The sequence below is a fragment of the Marinovum sp. genome (assembly GCF_048263515.1).
Classification (GTDB): Bacteria; Pseudomonadota; Alphaproteobacteria; order Rhodobacterales; family Rhodobacteraceae; genus Marinovum.
Map to the genome: position 1 here is coordinate 65,498 of NZ_JBLXEC010000019.1, position 21,960 is coordinate 87,457.

Consider the following 21,960-nt stretch of genomic DNA (forward strand, 5'->3'; position numbering starts at 1 on the left):
GGTGAAGCTGTCGGTGGCGGTCTCGCCCACCGCAAGGGCCTCGAACTGGCCGTTCGGATCATAGGCCACCGCGCCGCCCGCCTGTACCGTGAGCAAGGCCCCGGAGGCCAGGGCGATCTGGCTGCCGACATTGGCCGTCGATCCGTTCACCTGACTGACTGTCAGGGGATCGCCATTGGGATCGGTGTCGTTGGCCAGCAGGTTGGAGCCTGTCGCCGCCGTATCCTCATCGGTGCTCAGGCTGTCGTCCAGGGCGGTCGGGGGCTGGTTTGTCCCCCCGATGGTGATGGTCACGGTCGCCATGTCGGTGCCGCCGTTGCCGTCGCTAATGGCATAGGTGAAGCTGTCGGTGTCGGACGCACCGGCTCCGAGGCCAGAGAAGGCGCCCGCCTGTTCGTAATCGAAGAGGCCATTCGACCCCAGCGTCAGATAGGCCCCGGAGGGAAGCTGGAACCGGACGCCCACATTGGCGGAGCTCCCCTCGACCGCATTGACCGAAAGCGTATCGCTGGTGTCGGGATCGCTGTCCGGTCCGTTGCCGTTGTCCGCCAGCACCGAGCCGTTGGTGATGTCGACATCCACGGCGAGATTGAAGCTGTCATCCTGCGCATCCGGGGCATCGTTCTCGCCGTTGACCTGGATCGTCGCGGTCGCCGTATCGCTGCCGCCGTTGCCGTCACTGATCGTGTAGGTGAAGCTGTCGGAGGTGCTCTCGCCGACGGCGAGTGACTCGAACTGTCCGTTCGGATCATAATCCACCGTGCCGTCCGACTGCACCGTGAGCCTTGCGCCGGAGGCGAGGGTGAACTGGGAGCCGACATTGCCCCCTGCCCCGTTCACGGCTGTCACGGTCAGCGTGTCGCTGGTGTCGGGGTCGCTGTCTTCCCCGAAACCGTTGTTCGTCAGAAGGTTGTCGGAGATCGCTGCCGATTCCGTCGTTGCAATGATGTCGTTCTGCGCCACCGGTGCATCGTTGACGCCGGCGATGGTCATCGTGACGGTGGCCGTATCCGTGTTGCCGTTGTCGTCCGAGACCGTGTAGCCGAAGCTGTCGGTTGTGCTTTCGCCCACGGCAAGGGTGTCGAACGACCCGTTCGGATCGTAGTCGTAGGTGCCATTGGCATTCAGGGTCAGCAAGGCGCCAGAGGGCAACGTGATCTGTGTGCCCACATCGCCCGTCTCGCCGTTCACCGCAGCGACCGACAGCGGATCCCCGTCGCCATCGCTGTCATTGGCCAACACGTTTCCGACGGTCGCGCTGTCTTCGTCGGTCGTGTTGCCGTCATCGACGCCGACCGGCGTGCTTTCCTCACCGGTGATGGTGATGGTGACGGTGGCGGTATCCTCGACGCCGTCATCGTCTTCGATCGTGTAGGTGAAGGTCTCGGTGGCGGTCTCGCCGCCGTTCAGCGTATCGTAGGCGCCGTTCGGATCATAGGTGAAGGTCCCCGAGGCATTGAGCGTCAGGTTCGCGCCGGAGGCCAGTGTGATCGTGCTGTTCACATCCGCGGCGGCCCCGTTGACCTCGGTCACGACCGGAAGGTCGTTGAGGTCGGGATCGCTGTCTGCCCCGTTGCCATTGTCCGCCAAGACATTCCCGTTGAGGACCCCGAGCTCCGAAACGGAAAAGGCGTCATCCTCCGCATCCGGCGCATCGTTGACGCCGGTGACGGTCACGGTGAGCGTGGCGGTGTCTGTGGTCGGCCCGTCCGTGGCCTGATATGTCACGCTGTCGGTGGTGCTGTCGCCGGTATCGAGGGCCTCGAACTGGCCGTTCGGATCATAGGTGAAGGTCCCGTCAGCGTTGATGACGAAGCTGCCGCCAGCGGACCCGGTGACCGGGGTTCCGATCGCCAGCGAAGACCCACCGACCTCGCTCACGGACAAGGTGTCGAGGTCGGCATCCGTGTCATTGGTCAGGACCGACCCGCCGGTGCTGGTGTCCTCGTCGGTGGTGGCGGTGTCGTTCACCGCCACCACCGGATCGTTCACGCCATTGATGGTCATCGTGACGGTCGCCTGATCGCTACCGCCGTTGCCGTCCTGGATGGTATAGGTGAAGGTCTCGGTCGCCGTCTCGCCGACCTGCAAGTTCTCATACTGCCCGTCAGTGTCGAAGCTGAAGGTGCCATCTGTATTGACGGTGACGATGCCGCCCCCGGTCAGGGTGAGCGGGTTGCCCACATTGGCGATCGCGCCGTTCACCTGGCTCACGGTCAGCGGGTCGCCGTTCGGATCGCTGTCGGCTCCACTGCCGTTGTCGACCAGAAGGCTGCCGCTGGCGCCGGTGTCCTCGTCGGCCGCAATCGCGTCATCCTGTGCCACCGGGGGCTGGTTGGATTGCGCAATGTTGAGGGTCACCGTCGCACTGTCCTCGGCGAGACCGTCTGAGATGGAATAGGTGAACGTATCGGTCGGCTGACCGGTGACGGCACCGTTGGGGTCATAGTCGAAGGTGCCGTTGGCATTCAGCGTCAGCAGCGCGCCAGAGGGCAGCGCGAACTGTGTGCCGACATTTGCGGCAGTCCCGTTGACCTCGGTCACCGTGAGCACGTCGGGCGCATCCACATCGGTATCGTTGACCAGAACATCCCCCGAAGTGGGCGTCAGGTCGCTCGCAGCGAATGTGTCGTCCACCGCGTCGGGCGCGTCATTCTGTCCGTCGATAAAGAAGCTCACCGTCCCGGTGTCGCTGCCACCATCCCCATCGCTGATCGTGTAGGTGAAGCTGTCGGTCGCGGACTGGAAGCGTCCGAGAGATTCAAACTGACCGTTCGGATCATAGCTGAAGCTTCCGTCGGCTTCGACCTGCAGCAGCGCGCCGGAGGTCAGCGTCAGGGGCTGACCCACATCCGCCATGACCCCGTTCACCGCACTCACGGTCAGCGGATCGTTCCCCGGGTCGGTGTCATTGTCCAGGATGTTGAAGGTCGTCAGCGCCGGCCCGTCTTCGGACACGCTATAGCCATTGTTGTTCGCATTCGGATCGGCATTGTTGACCGTCACCACAAAGCTGTCGGTCTCGACCGAATTGGTCTCGCCGGCATTGTCGTCGACCGAGACCGAGACCGTGAAGCTGCCCTCACCGGTATAGACATGGCTCAGGTTGGGGCTGGTCGAGGCCGTCGAGAAGACCTGCAGAGCCGACCCGTCGCCGTAATCCACCGTGAAGGTCCGGGTGTCGGTATCCGGATCGCCGATCGTCATCGTACGGTTCAGGTTCTGGCCTTCGGAGATCGTGGTATCCGGCCCCGCTTCGAGGTCTGGAGCATCATTCACCGGATCGACGGTGATGTTGGCCGCCACGACATCCGCAGAGAACCCGATGCCGTCCGAGCCGGTCCAGAGGAAGCTGTCGGCGCCGTTGAAATCCTGCGCGCCGGTATAGACCAGATTGCCGGCCAGCAGATCGGCCCGGCTGATTTCCTGACCGGCGACGACTGGCGTGCCGCTCAATTCAAGCGATCCCCCTGTGGGGAAGGTCTCGATCCGGATCGCCTGAAGCGTATTGCCGTCGGGATCGGAGAAGCCCGCGTCGAAGATCGCGGCGTCCAGCACGATGGGTGTATCCTCATCGCCAGAGGCCGAGACTGGCGAGACCGTCGGCAGCGCATTGCCGTAGACCTGCAGTAACACCTCGCCGGGGGTGGCGGAGCCGTTGTTGAAGGCAACCACGAATCCGCCACCGGGAAGGCCGCTGACACTGGGGAAATCCTGGGTGCCGCTGGTTGTGGTGTTGACCTGGAACTGGCTGTCGATCCGCGCACCGCCCGCATCGTACTGCTGACCAAAGACGCCCCATCCACTGCCGTCGGTGCCGTTGCTGTCGGCCCAGGTGACCACGAAGCCGCCGGTATCCAACGCGGTAATATCGGGCTCGGTCTGGGTGCTGATGCGCTGATCGTTGACCCGAAACTCTTCGTTCACAGCTGTGCCATCCGGCGCGTAAATCTGCGCAAAGATGCCGGTCGCACTCTGGTCCGCGGCGCTGTCCGCCCAGACGAACACCAGATTGCCGTTGGTCAGTTCGATGACCTTGGAAATGGTCTGATTGCCCGCCGTCGTCGTATTGACCTGGAATTCGGCTCCGACCGCTGCGCCGGTGGAATTGAAGACCTGTGCAAAGATGCCGTCACCGGATCCGTCGCCGGCGCTGCCATTGGTGTCGGAGGTCCAGGAGACGACAAAGCCGCCCGAGGCCAAGGCAGTGACATCAGGCTGATCCTGGCTTCCGCCCGTCTCGGTATTGACCACAAACTCGTTGCCTGTGGCCACGCCGGTGTTGTCATAGACCCGCGCGCTGATCCCGTATGAGGAGCCGTCGCCCGACCCGACGGAAGTGAACGCCGAGAAGGTCACCACGAAGCTGCCATCGGTCAGGGTCGTGACCTGCGGCTGGTACTGAACCGAAGAGGTCAGCGTGTTGACTTGAAACTCGCCGCCATTGGGCGTTCCGTCGGCATTGTACTTTTGCGCAAAGACGCCGGTGCTGCTGGTATCCGCGGATTCCCAGACGACGATAAAGCTGCCGTCGGCAAAGCTCGCAACATCCGGGTTGTCCTGATTGCTGGTGGTTGTCGTATTGACCTGAAACTCATCGGTCACACCACTGGCCAGCCCGCTGCCGTCGCGCGCCACCGGGTTGCCGTTGGCGTCAAAGCGCTGCGCAAATATTCCGTCGCCGCTTCCATCGGCGCTGCCGTTTTCCCACACCACGATGAAATCGCCGCCGGTGCCGAGCAGTTGCTCGACCGCCGGCAGATAGGAGGCGCCGGCCGAGGTCTCGACCACGCGTTCGCCGCCCACCGGCACCGCCCCGTCCGGGGTCGGCGCGATATTGACCTGCACAAGGACAGGATCGGAGGCGCCCCCGTCGCCATCGGTGATCTGGAGGCGCAGCTGGCGCACCTCGAGCGGGTCGTCGGACAGGTTGCGATAGGTCAGGTTCTCGACCAGCAGCTCGACGATCGCCGCATCCGCGTTGGCGTTGAGCGTGATCTCGAAGGGCAGGCCGCTCGCTCCGCTCTGCGCGATGGCGCCCACCTGGGTGCCGTTGACGAAAACATCGCCGGTGGTGATGGTGATGCCGTTGGCCTGCCGCAGACCCAGCACGTCCTGGGTCAGATCGTCGGGCGGATTGATCTGGTGGATCAGCGGCGCCGAGGCAATGACATTGGAGACAAGGATCGACCCGCCGTCGAAATCGGTGGAATCCGGATCCGAGACCGCGACCGCGCCATTGGCGTCGATCAGGCGCGGTACGCCGTTGACGTCATTCTCGTCATAGAAGACCTGGGCGTTCACCCCGTCAAGGATCGGATCGCCGCCCGAGGCGAAATCCGCCGGGTCGCCGAGAATACGGTGGAACACGCCCGTGCTGTTGCCATCGCCCGCGGAACCGGAGGTCTCTGAGGTAAAGGACACCACGAAGTTGCCGCCCGGCAGGGCAGCGATCGAGGGCTGGCTCTGCGTGCTGCTGAACTCCTGGTTCACCTGGACCGGATCGTCCAGGCGGGTGCCATCCGCGGAATACTGCTGCACGAAAACGCCTGCGCCGCTGCCGTCGGTGCTATTGTCATCACGGTAGGCGATGGCAAACCCGCCACCTTCGAGACCGGCGACATCCGGCTCATACTGGCTGCCGTCGACGGTTTCATTGACGAGGAACTGCTCGCCCACGGCATTGCCGAAGCTGTCGAGGATCTGTGCGTAGACCCCCCAGACGAAGCCCGGGCCGTCATCGCCGGTCTCGCTTCTCCAGGTGACAACATAGCCGCCGCCGTCAAGCGCTGCGATCCGCGGCGTGAGCTGGTTCGCCGCAACATCGGAATTGACGACGACCGGCCCGCCCACCTGGCTGCCATCAGAGGCGTAGCGCTGAAGCAGGATGCCCTGATCGTTCGCCGGGGCGTTGTCCACCGCCTGTTCCGTATAGACCACGGCAAGGGTGCCGTCGGACTGGACCGCGATGTCCGGCTGGATTGCGGTATTGCCGCTGATCGGCACCTCGAAGCGGCTGCCTGCGGCACCGCCTGCATCGGTGAACTCCTGACCGACGATCTGGTATTCGAAGGGGCTGGCGTCATCCCGCGCGGCGGCGACGACAAAAAAGTTGCCGCTGTCGGTCGCGGCCAGTCGCACTGAGTTCGGATTGAATATGCCGGTGGTCGCAAGGATCGCTTCGGTCCCGACCTTGACGCCATTGGCGCCAAACACTTGGATCGTGACTTCCTGATCGCTGTTGGGGCTGTTCACACCGGAGAAATCGGTCCAGGCGACCGCATATCCGCCGGTCGACAGACCCACCACATGCGCGTCGGTCTGCGCGTTGCTCGTCGTGGTGTTGACCTGGATTTCGCCGCCCACGGGCGCACCGGCGGCGTCGTAACGCTGCAGGAAGACGCCATCCTGGTTGTCGCCCGTCGCATCCTGGTTGTTCGAGGTCCAGACGATGACATAGCCGCCATCGGCCAGCGAGGCGACGGCGCTCTCGTCCTGCGCACCGGTCGTGAAGCTGTTGGTCTGCACCTCGTCGTCGACCGCGACCCCCCCGTCGGTCTCGGGCGTGATGGTCAGATCGATGGTCTCGCGTACAAAGCCGCCATCGCCGTCGGTGACCTGGACCGAGACCAGCCGCGCCGTGTTGGGATCGTCGGAGGTATTGGCGTAGCCCAGAGCCTCGATCAGCTGTTCGACACGCGCAGGAGTAGCGTTTGCGTTGAACGTCACGATGAGTTGCGCGCCGTCTGTGCCGTCACTGTCCAGTGTGCCGACGACCGTGCCACCGACAGACACATTTCCACCGGAGACCGATACCGCGCCGCCGGTCAGGAAGCTGAGCTGATCCTGTCCTTCGGCGTCCTGATCCGCGAACTGCCGCTGCACCTGATCGTTGTCGATCATGGCGACGTTCAGCTGGCCGCCGCTCAGATCCGTGCTGTCGGCATCGCCCAGGCTGACCGAGGGGGTCAGCGCCTGCGGACCCGCGTTCACGTCCGCCTCGGTGAGGGTCACACTGTCGGGTACCCCGATCAGAACCGGGTTTTCCGACGTTGGCAGAAGCGCCGGGTCGGCAAACACCTGCTGGAATATGCCGTTGCTCGATCCGTCGCCTGCCGCGCCGGATGTGGCCGACGTCCAGACGATCGTGAAACCGCCATCGGGCAGAGCCACTGCCGCTGGCTGGGATTGATTGCCAGAAAACTCTGTATTGACCTGGAATTCCCCGTCGACGCGGTTGCCATCGGCCGCGTAGACCTGCGCAAACACACCGCCGCCACTGCCGTCATTGCCGCTGTCGTCATACCAGGAGACCAGCCAGCCGCCGTTGTCGAGCGCGATGACATCGGGCTGATACTGGTTCGACACCGTCGTTTCGTTCACCCGCACCTGGCCGCCGACCGGAGCGCCCGAGCCGTCATAGCGCTGCATCTGGACCGAAGTGCCGGAGCCATCGACCGTATTGTCGTCGCGCCAGACCGCCACGAAACCGCCATCGCCAAGCGCTGCGACCTCCACCTCGTATTGCGAGCCGGCCGTCAGGGTATTGACGATGAACTCTCCCCCCGCGGGCGTGCCGTCGGCATTGAAGATGCGACCGAAGACGCCAAATCCGCTGCCGTCACCGGCGGTTCCGGAGGTCGGCGACTGCCACATGGTGACGTAGCGGTCGTCGGAGAGCACGGTGATCGAGGAGAAGTCCTGATTGCTGGACGTTTCGACATTCACCTGCACGGGGGTCGCCGAGATCTGCGTGCCGGTATTGTCGAACTCGACGACGAAGATGCCGTAGCCGCTGCCGTCGGTACTGCTCCAGTCGGTGTAGGTGACAAGGATGTTGCCGTTCGACTTTGCCGCGATATCCGGCGCATAGGCCAGAACGCCGCCCTCGACCCCGATCTCGCCGGTCACCGGCGCGCCGGTCTCGTCGAAGATCCGCAATTCGACGTCCTGCTGGCCCGAACCGTCCTCGAAGACGACCGCGAAGCCGCCGGTCGGAAGCCCGATGACGCTCGGCTCGCGCTCGTTCTGGAAGGTCTCGTCGTTGACGCGGAATTCCGCGCCGATCGGTGCTCCGTCCAGGCCGAAGAGCTGGCCGTAGACGCCAAAGGTGCCGTCCTGCACCTGATCCTGCTCGCTGCTGCGCCAGACCACGACATAACCGGTCTGATTGCCGAGACTGTCGTAGACAGCCGCGGTCGCAGGCACCTGCTGGTCGTTCGGCGCAAAGGTGTTGACCTGGTCTTCACCGCCGATCGGTACCTGCACGCGGTCGACCTCGGGGGTGATGTTCACGGTCACGACCTGCGTTCCGGACGAACCGCCATCGCCGTCAGTGATCTGCAGCGCGATATCGCGTGTCGCGTCAGGGTCGCTGCTGTTGTTGCCGTAGCCCAGTTGCGATGCCACCCGCTCCGCCAGTTCCGGGGTCGCGCTGGCATTGAAGGTGATGACCAGCGGCGCGCCGTTCTGGCCATCGCTGTCGATGGTGCCGACGGCCGTGCCGTCGACCGATACGGTCGCGCCGAGGACAGTCACCCCGTTGCCGATCACCAGACCGATATTGTCCTGCGACGTCCCCTGGCCTGCGCCCAGCTGGGCATCGAAGGCGTCACCGGAGCCGACAAGCGCATCCGCGAACAACTGTCCGCCGTCAAAGTCGGAGGAATCCGCATCCGTCAGGCTCAGCGCGCCGTCCTGGTTGAGCAATTGCAGGCCCGCGTTGACCTCGGTCTCGGTAAAGCTCACCGTGTCGTCAAAGCCCTCCAGCACCGGGCTCTGCGCCCCCGCCGCCAAGGCGGGCTGATCGAGCAATTGCTGGAATACGCCGTATTGCGACCCGTCGCCCGACGAGCCGGAGGTGAATGCCGCGAAGACAACGGCGAGTGTGCCATTGTTCAGCTCGGCTGCATCGGGCTGATACTGTGTCGAGGAGGTCTCGGAATTGACCTGATAGTACACTCCGTTCGGGCTGCCGTCGGGATTGAAATCCTGTCCGAAGACACCCCAGCCACTGCCGTCCAGCCCGCTGCTGTCCGCCCAGATGACCGAGAAGCTGCCATCGGCCCGGCCCACCACCACCGGGTCTTCCTGATGTCCGCCGGCTGCGATGTTGACGATGAACTCGCCGCCCTGCGGCACACCGTCGATGTCGTAGATCTGGGCTGCGATGTCATTGCCGCTGACACCGGGCACTTCCCACACGACGACGAAGCCGCCGTTGGGCAGGGTCGCGCTGGCGGCCAGCGCGCCGACATCGGGTTTTTCCTGATTGCCCGCCGTGGTGGTGTTGACGCGCAGCTCCCCGGCACCGGACGTCGTGCCATCGATGGAGACGAGGTTGCCCGTCGTGCCATCGATGCGCTGCATGTAGACGCCATACCCATTGCCGTCGTTGCCGTTGCGATCTTCCCAGACCACGAGAACATCGCCATCGGGCAGTTCGGTGACCCGCGGACGCAGCTGCTGGCCGAGGGTCGTCGAATTGACCTGGAACTCGCCGCCTGACGGTGTGCCATCGGCAGCGTGGACCCGGGCGAATATGCCCTCGTTGCTGCCGTCACCGGCGCTGCCCGAGGTTGTCGAGGACCAGACCGTCAGGAAACCGCCGTTATCCAGGGCCACGACCTGGGCAGAATTCTGAGTGCTCGAGATTTCCTCGTTGACCTGGAAGCTGCTGCCCTGGGCGGCGCCGGAATTGTCGAACACCTGGCCATAGACCCCCTGGCCCGACCCGTCGCGCCCGTTGGATTCGGTCCAGAGCACCACGAAGGTCCCGTTGGGCAGCGCCGAGACACGCGGCTGGAACTGATCGCCCGACGAGATGTCGTTGGCCTGGAACTCGACCCCGATCGGATCACCGCTTTCGGAGAAGACCTGCCCGAAGATGCCGCGCTGGAACGATCCAGGAACATCCTGGGTCTCCGATGTCCAGACGACGACGTAGGTGCCGTCGCTCAGGGCCGCCACCCGCGGGCTCTGCTGATCGTTCAAGGTGAAGGTGTTGACCTGTTCGTCCATGGTGTCGGGCAGGATGCCGCCGTCGTCCACGATCGGCAGGGTGGCCTGCACCAAAGGCGCGGAGGAGCCATTGGAAACGGTCAGGCGCAACAGCGGATTGATGAAGCCCGCCCCGGTGCTGAGGCCGACCGTCATCGCCTCGGCCAGCGCCTCGACGCCTTCTGCGGTGGCCGCTGCATTCAGATTGATGCGCAGCGCGGACCCGCCGGCACCGGTTTCCGAGGCATCGACCGTACCGATGGCCGTTCCCTCATAGGTGACGGTGGTGCCGTCAAAGCCGATCTGACCGGAGCCTGTCCCCGCATCGTCGACCGAAAGCTCCAGGCCCTGCATGAAGGTGGTCACGTTCTGCATCTGGACAAAGCCACCGTCGAAGCCGGTCCCGGCAAAGTCGTCGATGTCGATATCGGAGTCGATCCGTTGCGGCGCGGCCAGCAAGGCGGCCTCGGAGACCGGGTCGAACCCGGCGCCTTGTTCATTTTCCCAGCGACCGAAATCGGTGATCTGAATGCCGGTGTTCGAGATCGCACCGGGCCCGACCAGATCGATATAGACGGAATCCGGCTCTGTCTGCCCACCGTCGCCATCGGTGATGACCACGCCGACGGATTTGTCGTCGAATTGGACATTGGCGGCGGTCCCCGACGAGCCATAGCTGGCCTGTTCGAGGATCGCCTTGACGTCGGCCGCGGTGGCATCGGCGTTGAAGGTGATGGTCAGACCGGCGCCATTCGCACCGTCGAGCGTTGCGTCGATCGTGCCGACGGCGGTGCCGTTGACGCTGATCGTGCTGCCGGCCAGGGTGACATCACCGCCTGCCATGATGCTCAGTTGATCGGTCGGATCCACGTTGCCGCTGGTGTAGTACAGCTCGAGCGTGCCGCCATCGAAATCGGCACTGGTGCTGTCCGAAAAGGCAACCGCCTCATCCAGCCGGATGGTGTTGCCGCCGGTGATGTCATCGGCGCGCGCCTGAATGAAGCGGTTGAAATCGCTCAGTTCGGGCGAGATGTCCGCTCCCGGCGCGGCGGTGAATTCCCGCAGGAAGATACCGTCGCCCGACCCGTCGCCGGCCGAGGACGACGTGGTCGAGGTATAGGCGACGAGGATATCGCCATTGGCCCGTCCGACCAGCGCGCTGTCTTCCTGGCTCGAACTTGTCTCCTGGTTGACGAGCACCTCCTGGTCGGTCTTGACGCCATTCGCGTCGAAGGTTGCCAGGATGACGCCAAAGGAACTGCCGTCGGCCACATCGGAGGTGAAACTGATCGCAAAGCCGCCATTGGCCGTCGCGGTCAGGTCGAAATCGAACTGGCTGTTCAGCGTCTCGGTGTTCAGGCGGAATTCGCCGCCTTGCGCCGTGCCGGTCGCGTCATAGAGTTGCGCGAAGATGCCCTGGGTGCTGCCGTCAAGATCGCTGTCTTCCCAGACGACAACGAACCCGCCACCGGTCAGGCCGACGACCTGGCCCGCCGACTGGCTGTTTGCCGTGGTGGTATTCACAAGCACATCAGGTCCGGTCGGCACACCGGCGGCATCATAGACCCGCATGAACACGCCGTTGGAATCGCCGTCGCCCTCGCCGCCACTTGTCGGCGCGGTGAAGACCACCACATGTCCGGCCGTATTGGTGCCGTCGGTGAAGAAGGCCACCTCGCTCTGGCTCTGGTTGCTGGACGTATTGGCAGTGTTGACCACCTGTTCGGTGCCCACCGGCGTACCGGTGGCGTCAAAGCGCTGGCTGAGGATCGCGTCACTCGATCCGTCGCCGCTGTCGGATGTGTAGGTGATGACATAGCTGCCATCGGCGGCCACGGCGATGGCAGGATCGAACTGGGTGCCGGTTACCGTGGTGTTGACGATGACCTCGCCGCCCACCGCCGCCCCGGTGGCATCGAACTTCTGTGCGATGATGCCGAAATCGTTATCGGCGCCGTTGTCCTGATTCTGGCCTTCCCAGACGATGATGAACCCGCCATCGGGGGTCGCCGCCATTTCCGGGTCTCGCTGCGTGGCGGCGGTCGTGGTGTTGGCCAGCCGTTCGGGGCCCGTCGGCACGCCGCCGGCATCGTACATCTGGAAATAGATGCCTTCGGAGAAGCCATTCGCGTCATCCTGGATGCTCGAGCGCCAGACAACGACAAATCCGCCGCCGGAGAGCTCGACGATGTCCGGATCGATCTGGTGATCCTGCGTGTGGGCGTTGACCCTGCGTTCGTCCTGCGCGGTCAACAGGCTGTCGCTCTCGGGCGAGATTGTCAGGGCGATGAATTGCGTCGGCGCGCTGAGGCCGTCGCCGTCGGTCAGCTCGATCCGCACGGTCCGGTCGGTCATCGGCGCATCGGAAGGGGTCGAATACCCCACCGCGCTGACCACTGCCTCGACATCCTCGACCGAGGCGGAAGCATTGAACACGACCTCCAGCGCCGCGCCGCCCGTGCCGTCTTGGGCGATGGTTCCGATCACGGTGCCGTCGACCGAGACCGCGGTGCCGGACACCTGCACATCGCCGTTGCCGATATCGCCGCTGATCAGGCCGAACACATCCTGGGCCTGACTGTCGTCACCCACCTGTTGCTCCGGCATGTTCTCGGTCAGATCGACCGCGACCAGCAACACCCCGCCGTCAAACCCGCCTGCCCCGGTGTCCCCCACCGCAATCGTCTGGTTGAGATCGAGCGACACAAGACCAAGATTGGCATCCGCCTCGTTAATAGTCCGGTTCAGATCGGCCCCCTGCACCACAGGCCCCTGCCCCAGATTGAAGTCCGCCGGATCGCCGAATATCTGCTGGAACACGCCGTTGCTGCTGCCATCACCCGCGGTGCCGCTGGTGACCGAGGTGAAGCTGACAACGTAGTTGCCCCCTGGCAGCGCGGTGATTGCCGGTTGCGTCTGATTGCCGCTGGTTTCGGTGTTCACGAGGGTTTGGCTGTCGAGCCGCGCCCCGCTGGCGTCATAGGCCTGGATGTGAACGGAATCGGAACTGCCATCGGCATTCCAGTTGTCGCGGAAGGCGATGACAAAGCTGCCATCCGAAGCCACCGCAACCTGCGGTTCGCTCTGGGTGTTGGTAATAATCTCGTTGACGACGAAGGGCCCGTCGATCGGCGTGGCCGTATTGTCGAACCGCTGCGCGACGATGGACTGCCCGCTGCCGTCCTGGGCGGCATCGTCTTCCCAGACGATGATGAAACCGCCGCCGGGCACGGCCGCGATGGCCGGGTTGTTCTGGGCATTGGTGGCTAGGGTGTTGACCTGGAATTCGCCAACCGAAGGCGTGCCATCGGCATTGAAGATCGCCGCAAAGATGCCATCGCTGCTGCCGTCACCCGCCGTGCCCGAAGTCTGCGAAGTCCAGGTCACCGCGATCCGGCCATCCGCCATCAGTGCAATGTCCGGCTGGTACTGGGCGCCAGAGGTTTCGGTATTGACCTGCACCTCGGTCGCGACCGGTGCCCCGTCCGACGCAAAGATCGACAGGAACACGCCATTGCTCGACCCGTCGCCTGTGCTCGAAACCCACACCGCGGCAAATCCACCGCCCGGCAGGCCGACGACTTCGGGGTCGTTTTGAGTGCTGCTTGTGTTGGTGTTCACCAGCACTTCCGTTGCGACCGGCGCACCAGTGGAATCAAAGGTGGAATAGAAAACACCGCTGGAGTCTCCGGGCCCGTTGCCGGCCCAGGCCACGATCCAGCCGCCGGTCGAGAGCGCGGCGACGGAAGGGTCGCTCTGGCTCCCGTTGGTTGTGCCGGACACCTGGAATTCGGTCCCGAAGGCATTCCCGCCGGCATCGTAGCGTTGCCCGAAGATGCCCAGACCGCTGCCGTCCTGTCCGTTCGAATGCCAGACCACGACCCAGCCGCCATCGTCCAACGTGGTGTTGGCGCTTGAACTCTGGTCACCCGTGGTGAAATCGTTGACCAGCGTTTCAGGCCCGACCTTTTCCAGCGCTCCGGCTTCGGCCTCTTCGGTCACCTGCAGCTGGAACACAAAGGGCGCGGTCACCCCGCCGTCGCCATCCGTGATGGTGAGCGAATAGCTGCGGGTGTCGCGCGGATCGTCCGACGGGTTCGTGTAGCTCAGGGCCCCGAGCAGCGTTTCCACCCGCTCGAGCGTCGCGCCGGGCAGGAAATCGAGGACAAGATCGTCGCCGCCCTGGCCGTCCGACACGATGCTGGCCACCGCCACCCCGTCGACCGACAGGGTATTGCCCGCCTGCGAAACCGACCCGCCGGTGGCAAAGGAAAGGTTGTCCTGCATGCCGTTGTCGGGGGCATTGAACTGCGCCTGAAGCGGCTCTTCGACGAACCGCTGGATGCGCAGCTCGCCCCCGTCGAGATCGGCGCTGTCCGCGTCGGTCAGATGGGCCGCCCCGGCGGGGAACAGAAGCGCGTTGCCGGCGTTCGCCTCGGCCTCGCCCAGGGTCACCACGGACGCCAGCCCCTGCAGCTGCGGCGGGGCCGAGGCGCTGATCTCTGTTGGATCGCCGAAAATCTGCTGAAAGACACCGTCGCCGCTGCCGTCACCGGCACTGCCGCTGGTCTGCGAGGTCCATTGCACCACGTAGTTGCCATCGGGAAGCGCGGCCATAACGGCATTGTCCTGCGCGCCCGAGGTTTCGCTGTTGACCAGCGTATCGCTGTCGACCCGCGTGCCGTCGGCATCGAACACCACGGTGAAGACGTCCTGACCGGAGCCGACCGGCGTATCCTCGTTCCAGGAGATGACAAACCCGCCAGTATCGAGCGCAATGATATCGGGGTTGTAGCTGTTGCCTGCGACGTATTCGTTGACGCGCACCTCGCCGCCAATGGGCGTGCCGGTGCTGTCGTAGCGCTGGTAGTAAATACCGTAGGTATTGGTGCTGTCCTGGGAGTAGGAACTCCAGGTGACGACAAAGTCGCCATTGTCCAGTGTCGCGACGGCAGGCTGATACTGCTGGCTGTTCGTAAAGGTGTTGACCTGGAACTCACCACCTTCGGGCAGGCCGTTCGCGCCGAAAATGCGCGCCGAGATGGCGCTGGACGACCCGTCACCGTTGGCCACGTCACCCTCGGTCCACACCACGACGAACCGACCCGAATCGAGTGCCGAGATGGCGCCGTCGGACTGATTGCCGATGGTCTGTCCGTTGACCAGGAATTCGCCTCCCACAGTGGCGCCGGCGGCGTTGAAAAGCTGGCCCTTCACGGCGTTCGAACTGCCATCGCCCCCGGTGAAGTCGTTGGTGGTCCATGTGACGACATAGCCGCCGTTCGACAGGCCCACGACATCGGCATCGGATTGGGTGTTTGTGGTATTGGTCGGAACGACCTGTTCCGTGACGGTGCGGTTTCCGCTTGCGTCATAGCGATCCAGCTTGATCGTCGTGCCATTGTCGTCGCGCCAGACAATCACCCAGCCGCCGTCGCTCAGCCCGGCCACCTCCGGCTCGAACTGCGTCGCCGAGACCGTGGTGTTGACCTGGAATTCGCCACCGACAGGCACGCCGTCCGCATTGTAGCGCTGTGCAAAGATCCCGCCGTCGTTGTCGCCGGTATTGTCCTGATTGATCGATTCCCAGACGGAAATATAGCCGCCATCGGTCAGCGCCGCGATCGCGCTGTCGTTCTGATTGCCGGTCGGAAAGGTGTTGACCTGCACTTCGCCGCGCACCGCGCCGTCACGGTCAGCCTCCGGCGTGATGTCGATGACAATCCTGGCGGGCTCGATCGCGCCGCCGTCACCATCCTCGAGCGCGAGGCCCAGAGTGGTCTGGTCACGCGGGTCGTCCGACAGGTTCTGATAGGTGAGATTCTCGATCAGCACCTCAATCAGGGCCACGGTCGCATCCGCGTTGAAGGTGATCTCGAGCGGCGCGCCTCCGGTGCCGTCGCTGGCGATGGTGCCGATGTTCGTGCCGTTCACGGACACATCCGATCCGCTGACGGCCACCGCGCCCGAGGTATCCAGCCCAAGCTGATCCTGGGCATTGGCATCCTGTGGCAGGTAGTTATCCTCGAATTCCGACCGTCCAATCACCGAAAGCTGCAGTCTGCCGCCATCGAAATCGGCGGAATCCGAGTCCGACAGGGCCACCGCGCCGTCGGCATCGATCCGCTGGGGTGCGGCATTCACCGTGTTCTCGTCGAAGCTGTGTGTTGCGCTGAGCGCGCTGAGCTCAGGGTTGGCACTGGTCTTGCTGAAGGTCGACGGATCGCCCAGCAGGCGCCCGAAGATACCCGCACCGCTGCCATCGCCAGCCGTGCCGGAGGTGTCCGACTGCCAGACGGCAAAGATATTGCCCGTGGACAGACCGATCAGATCGGACAGCGTCTGATTGCCCGAGATCTCCTGATTGACGATCTGTTCGCCGGTGGTCGGAACGCCGCCTGCATCGAAGCTGCGTGTCGCAATGCCGTAGCTGGAGCCATCCCCCGATCCTCCGGAGGTAAATGCCGACCAGCTGACCGCGAATCCGCCATCGGCGGTGGCCGTCACCGCCGGCTGGTGCTGCGTGCTCGAAAATTCGACATTGACCTGCTGTTCTGCGCCCACAGCCGTGCCGTTGCCCTCGAAGACTTGCGCGAAGACGCCCTGAGCCGACCCATCGGCGCCGCCTTGATCCGTCCAAACCACGACAAACCGACCGCCATTCAGGCCGGCGACAACCGGTTCGCTCTGGGTGCTCGCTACTGTGGTATTTGCCACGAACTCAGCGCCGACAGATGTGCCGAAGGCGTCGTAGACCTGTGCATGGATGTCGCCGGAATTCTCCCAGGCGATCACGAACCCCCCGGCGGCCAGACCATTGGGATCCGCGCTGGCCGCGATCGTCGAAGTCGTGGGGGCCGTTTGTTGCGAACTCGAATCCCCGCCGGTGGTGTTCACCGTAAAGACCCCGCCGGTTGGCGCGCCCGTTCCGTCATAGATCCGGGCCCGGATATCCTCGACGTAGAAGTTGCTGCCATTGTAGTCGTCGTGCCATGTCACCACATAGCCGCCGCCCGGAAGCCCGGTCACATCCGGGTCGATCTGACTGCTCGTCTGGATGTCGCTTGTCAATTGCGCCGGGCCGATCGGAGCTGCATTGGCATCGAACGCCTGCACGTACACCCCGTTGCTGCTGGTATCAGGCCCCTCATAGGCAATGACGAACCCGCCCCCGTCGAGCGCGGCGATGCTCGGATCGAACTGGTTGCCTGCGCCGGTCGTGCTGACCACGAATTCGTTGCCGGTGGGGGTGCCCTCAGCACTGAACAATTGCGCGATCACCGCAAGGCCGCTGCCGTCCTGCGCGTCTGACACCCAGACGGCGAGTATCCTTCCGTCCGCCAACTCCGTCACTTTCGGCGTGGACTGATTGCCTGCAATATATGTGTTCAGTCGTTGTTCGGGCAGGAGCGGCGAATTCATGGCTAAACCTCAAATCTCTGGACCTGAAAAACAGTCGTGGACTCTAAAGAGGGAGAGCTCGCGCAGATACGTCTTTAATTATTCCGTGCCGAAAGCCGACCAAAAAAAGGGTCATAAAACCCGAATAAGAAATTACTGCAGCTTAAAGGCAATGCACCTCAACGAACCGATCCCTTGGGAGTGAAATTCAGGATCAGGGTACCTCTCCGGCCCGGTCAGTCAAGAAAAGAGTATCTTCCCGGCAACATTTTCGATTTTTCCGAGCTGGCGTCCTTGCGCATCCGGGACCGCTTGGCGGGAGGCGCCACCAGGCTGAACAACGTATGGGCGGCCGCCCTGCTCGGCCGCCATGCCCGGCCACCGGTGCAGAAGGACGCCATCCTCGCCAGCGACATTCTCGCCATGGCGGACTGCCTGCCGCTTGACCTGCACGGGCTGCGCGATCGGACGATCCTGCGTCTGGGCCATGTCTCGGCCGGGATGACCCGCCGCGACCAGCGGCGGCGCGACCGGTTTCGGGTAACCTGACCAAGGCGGCGGGGCTGCAGGGCGCGACAGAGGCAGCATCGCGCGCTCCAATGTCTGGTCCGCCCCCAGCTCCACGATACCTAACCTGTTGTTGAACATAGACTATCACACTTCAGAAGGCTGTGAAATCGGAGCTCATATGGGATATCCGGGGGTTCGGTGATCCTCAGGGCTCTTCGTTCGTTCCGCCAGCCGAGCAATGTTGGCCCGGCGGGTGTTGGGAGAAGAAGAAACCGTGCGCAGAATGCGGCGAGATGGCGGAAAATCTAATTTAAGTCATTGCCTTGCACTATTGGCTTCTGGCTCTCGTGGTAAGCGGGAAGCGGTTTTATTAGATTGGAACAGAACGATTCAAACTCACCTTTCTCCATTCTGGCGGGCGGCCCATGTCCTGACCATCAGAACTGGAGATACCGCATGACCAAGACCCTCACCGCTCGCCCCGTTTTCGACATCAGCGCCTCGGCTGCGGCAGTCTGCCTGCAGCGTCTCGAGGCGCTCTGTCCGCTTGATGCGTTTGACACCATCATCGATCCCGCCGCAGGAGCGGGCACGCTGTCGACCAGCCTGCGCAACCGGATCGCCATGGATTTGGCTCCGCGCCCGGCAGGCCTGTGCCGCGCGAATTTCGAAGCCAGGATGTCCGATTGGAACTTCGGGCGTGCTCTGGTGATTGAAAGCGCCGAGCCCGGCAGGAAGGGCGCGTCTGCCGTGGCGCTGTTCAACGCCGCTGCCCGCAACGCCGACACGATCGCACTCCTGCTGCCGCGCAGCGTTCGGAAGCCGAGCCAGCAGAACCGGCTTGATCCGAGGTTTCACCTGATCCACGACGAGGACATCCCCGGCCTGATCACCGATCCGGATGGCAAGGCGCGCAACGCGACCTGCGCCTTCCAGATCTGGCAACGCCGGGCCACACCTCGGCCGAGGATCGTTGAAGCGAAGTCGCATCCTGACTTTATCTTCAGCGGCCGCTCGGATGCCGATCTTGCAGTGCAACGCGTCGGCGCGAATGCCGGGCGGGTCAAGTCGGTCGCTGAGGCGGGCAGTGCCAGCTCGCATTATTTCCTGAAGGCCGCCGAAGGTCACGCGGATGAGCTCCGCCTCCGACTGGCCGCCATCGACTTCGATCTCCTGCGCAGCCGTATGGCTGGCATTCCGTCGATCTCCAAGGGAGAGCTCGTCACGCTCTACGAGGCCACTCGCGTGGCGGCCGGTGAGGCCCCGGCCATCATCGAGGACCTCCCCGCACACCCGCGCCTGGCCGAGACCCAGCCCGCCATGTCAGATTTGCCCTCTCCCGAGATGCGGCTCTTCGTGCAGTTCGTCGATGAGGAGGCCGATTGGGATTGCAAGACCAAAGCGGCTGGACCGCTTCGTCGCGACGAGTTTCTGGTCCGGTTCCCGGACTGAGCCCGTTCTGAAGGGCGATCTCCTGAAGGCTCTCAAGCGGTGGTTCGGAAGCGATGTTGCGCGAGGCCGATGGCCGTGAAGAGCCTTGCTTGCCCTGCTCCTCGTGGCGCCAATCTTGACGACCGCACAGAGGAGCAGTCGCTCGCGTGGCCCGTGTGCCGGCGATCTCCTTGGTCCATAGGCTGCCATGCCTTCTGCCGCGATCTGCATGTCCAGCGCAATCAGTTCGCAAAGTCTGCGTCACAGGGTGCAGACCCAAGAGGTAGCCTCATGGCCTGCGCGTGGCCTGGACGCAGAGACCTCAGGAAAACTCTGAGTCCAGGAACCTCGCTCGGATTCGGGCTTCGGTTTGACCCAGGACCTCGGCGAGTGCCTCCGAAAGACGGCAGATCTCGGGGGACATGTGGCCCGGCAGGATCGAGCTCGGCAAAGTGGCCTGCTTCCGGGCGATCCAGATCATGCACGTGCTCGAGATGCAGCAGATCGCAGAGCTGGTGCATCTCAGATTTCATGCGACGCGTCGGCACCGGCTGCGTCGCCGCCACGTCGAGCAACTTCTGGACCCGGCGAAGCCAGGGCCGGCCACCGAGCAGAAGCGCCGCATTCTGCAGGCTTTCCGCCTCCGTGACGAGGAAGTGAAGCAGGGGTTTCATTGGGGAGATGGGACAATCGAACATGGTCGACCTCCTGGTTTAAGCTCGGGCGGGAGTGCCCAAGCGACAAGACCGCGCCGACCTTCTTGCGGCGCGCAGCTGAGTTTGAATGCGGGCAGGTCGACAGGCCTCGTCTGGGACCTTTTCGGTTTTTGTCTCGAGGGTCATTCTCTCTGCCTCTGTGCCGTCGCGCCTTGAAGACGGCACAGAGGCAGAGGGAATGAACTCCCCGGCACGGGCGCGTGGTCGGCGTCAGCGCGTTGAGGGCAGGTTACCAGTTCGCCGCGTTTAGGATGCCGAGGCCGGATGGAAACAGGCGCAGTCGGTGTTTCCTGATCCCGCCACTCTGACAATCGGCGGCGGAATAGCCGCGACCGGACGGGGCGCAGAGGTGTTGGCCGCCCGTCCGAATGACGTTGCGTAAGCGATCTGGAGTCTAAGAAAATCCGGCGACCCAGAGGCAATTTCCCTCAGGCGGAACCCAAATTTCAAATTCCAGCTGCAAGACATGCCTCTCCGTCGGGGTTCCGAACCAGATTTCTGAAGTTTTTCGAGCTCTCCCGGATCGGCGCGGCCTGCAGCCCGGGCAGCAACGCTTGCCAATGTGGCGGCCAGTTCCGTGCCTCGGTCGCCGAAGCCCCCTGCCCTCTCGGGCTCCGGCCGGGCGCTGCCGCGTGGCGAGACCGTTCGCGGTAATACGCCCGGCGCAGCGCACGCCCCTCGGCCAGGCAGACCGAGGGCGTGTGCAGGTCCAGGACACGAAGCAGCAGGCCCAGCGTCGACTCGCTGCCGCAGGCCATGAGGAAGCTTTCCCGGGACGGGGCCGAGACATGCTCTCCCCGCACCTCCATGGCCTCGAAGAACCGCGCAACCACGGCCAGGGCACCGGCCGGCAACTTAGCGCGATGCTGCATCAACCGGTCTCGCGTTTCTCTCGGAACCTCGGCCAAGCGGGCGCGGGCAATTTCGGCCTTCATTTCAAATGTCTCCTCTTGAGGTTCTTGAACAGATCCGGGTGCGCCGCGAGCAGGGCCGCACGCGCCTCCCTTGCCGCCGACTGACCGTCATCGCGGCCGTAGTGCGTCCGCACCGTATCTTCCCTGTTGCCAAGGACGCTCGAGACGAAGGCGTAGTCTCCGGGTCGCAGCGCGAGGATGAGCAAAGCCACCACGTGCCGCATCCGGTGCGGCGTCTCGTGAACACCGAGGTGCTCCGAAGCGTCCCGCCACAGCTCCAGAAAGGCGCTGTCGGAATAGCACCCGCGGGGCAAAGTGACCGGAACGCCGACGTCCCGCTTTGGCAGGGCCTTCGCTGGAAACAGGTAGACATTGCCGGGATCGAGCCCTTGCAGCTCGATCATCCGCGGTCGCCAATGCGCGATCCATTCCCGCAGGAGCGCCGCGTCGCCGCCCAAGACATCCACCGTGACCCAGGCCCGGTTCTTGATCTCCCAAGGCGCGAAGCGGAACGTGTAGTGGTCCTCCCCCGGTGCCATGCGCAGCAGGTTGGCATGGGCCTCGCCCTGCGTGGCGATCCGCACCTGGCGCAGACACTTGGTCCGAATCGGCCGCGACATTTGCAGACAATAGGCCACCGCACCGGCAAAGAGCCGCAGCGCGCTGACCTCCCATCGGTCGCCTTCGCGGCACGGGCCGCGTCGAGGCGCCCGCGGGCGATCTCGGCAATGCGCTGCGGTGCATTCGTCCAGAGGGTCGCGAGCATCGGGCTCTGCCGCAGCTTGGCCGAAATCCGGTCAACCTCCATCTGCAGGTTTCCCTCGGGTCCGGAATGCTGATGTTTCTTGCGGGGAACGTCATAGTGCCGGGTCTTCAACAGCTTGAGGATGGCCACGGCCCTGGCATCCTCGAGTGTCAATCGGCATGCAATTTTGACCCCCTATCGGCGTCCAAAAATGACCCCCTGTTTGGCGCACGTGTAGCTGGCC

General features: G+C 63.9%; 4 protein-coding genes and 1 pseudogene. 2 read left to right on the forward strand and 3 right to left on the reverse strand.

Features of this window, described 5'->3' with window-relative positions; translation table 11 throughout:
* On the reverse strand, window positions 1-17,313 hold a 17,313-nt coding region (locus tag ACN0SE_RS16165; RefSeq protein WP_417525568.1), incomplete at its 3' end, for a beta strand repeat-containing protein.
* 453 nt (window positions 17,314-17,766) lie between these two features.
* Here ACN0SE_RS16165 and ACN0SE_RS16170 point away from each other — a divergent pair.
* Both ACN0SE_RS16170 and ACN0SE_RS16175 read left to right on the forward strand, forming a co-directional pair.
* Window positions 17,767-17,919: pseudogene (locus ACN0SE_RS16170) on the forward strand (integrase); the annotation flags it as partial.
* Between the two features lie 447 nt (window positions 17,920-18,366).
* Window positions 18,367-19,362, forward strand: a complete 996-nt coding sequence (locus tag ACN0SE_RS16175; RefSeq protein WP_417525569.1) for a hypothetical protein — start codon at window positions 18,367-18,369, stop codon at window positions 19,360-19,362.
* A gap of 1,141 nt (window positions 19,363-20,503) precedes the next feature.
* Here the strand turns inward: ACN0SE_RS16175 and ACN0SE_RS16180 are convergent.
* Window positions 20,504-20,992 (reverse strand): hypothetical protein, encoded by a 489-nt coding sequence (locus tag ACN0SE_RS16180; RefSeq protein WP_417525570.1) that lies wholly within the window; start codon window positions 20,990-20,992, stop codon window positions 20,504-20,506.
* Window positions 20,989-21,555: a hypothetical protein gene (locus ACN0SE_RS16185; protein ID WP_417525571.1), complete on the reverse strand. Its 567-nt coding sequence runs from the start codon at window positions 21,553-21,555 to the stop codon at window positions 20,989-20,991. Before ACN0SE_RS16185 ends, ACN0SE_RS16180 begins: the two co-directional genes overlap by 4 nt.
* Between the last annotated feature and the right edge of the window lie 405 nt (window positions 21,556-21,960).

Excerpts from the sequence above, each read along its gene's own strand:
- ACN0SE_RS16175 (WP_417525569.1), top strand. The coding sequence starts at position 18,367 with ATGACCAAGACCCTCACCGCTCGCCCCGTTTTCGACATCAGCGCCTCG.
- ACN0SE_RS16180 (WP_417525570.1), bottom strand. The coding sequence starts at position 20,992 with ATGAAGGCCGAAATTGCCCGCGCCCGCTTGGCCGAGGTTCCGAGAGAA.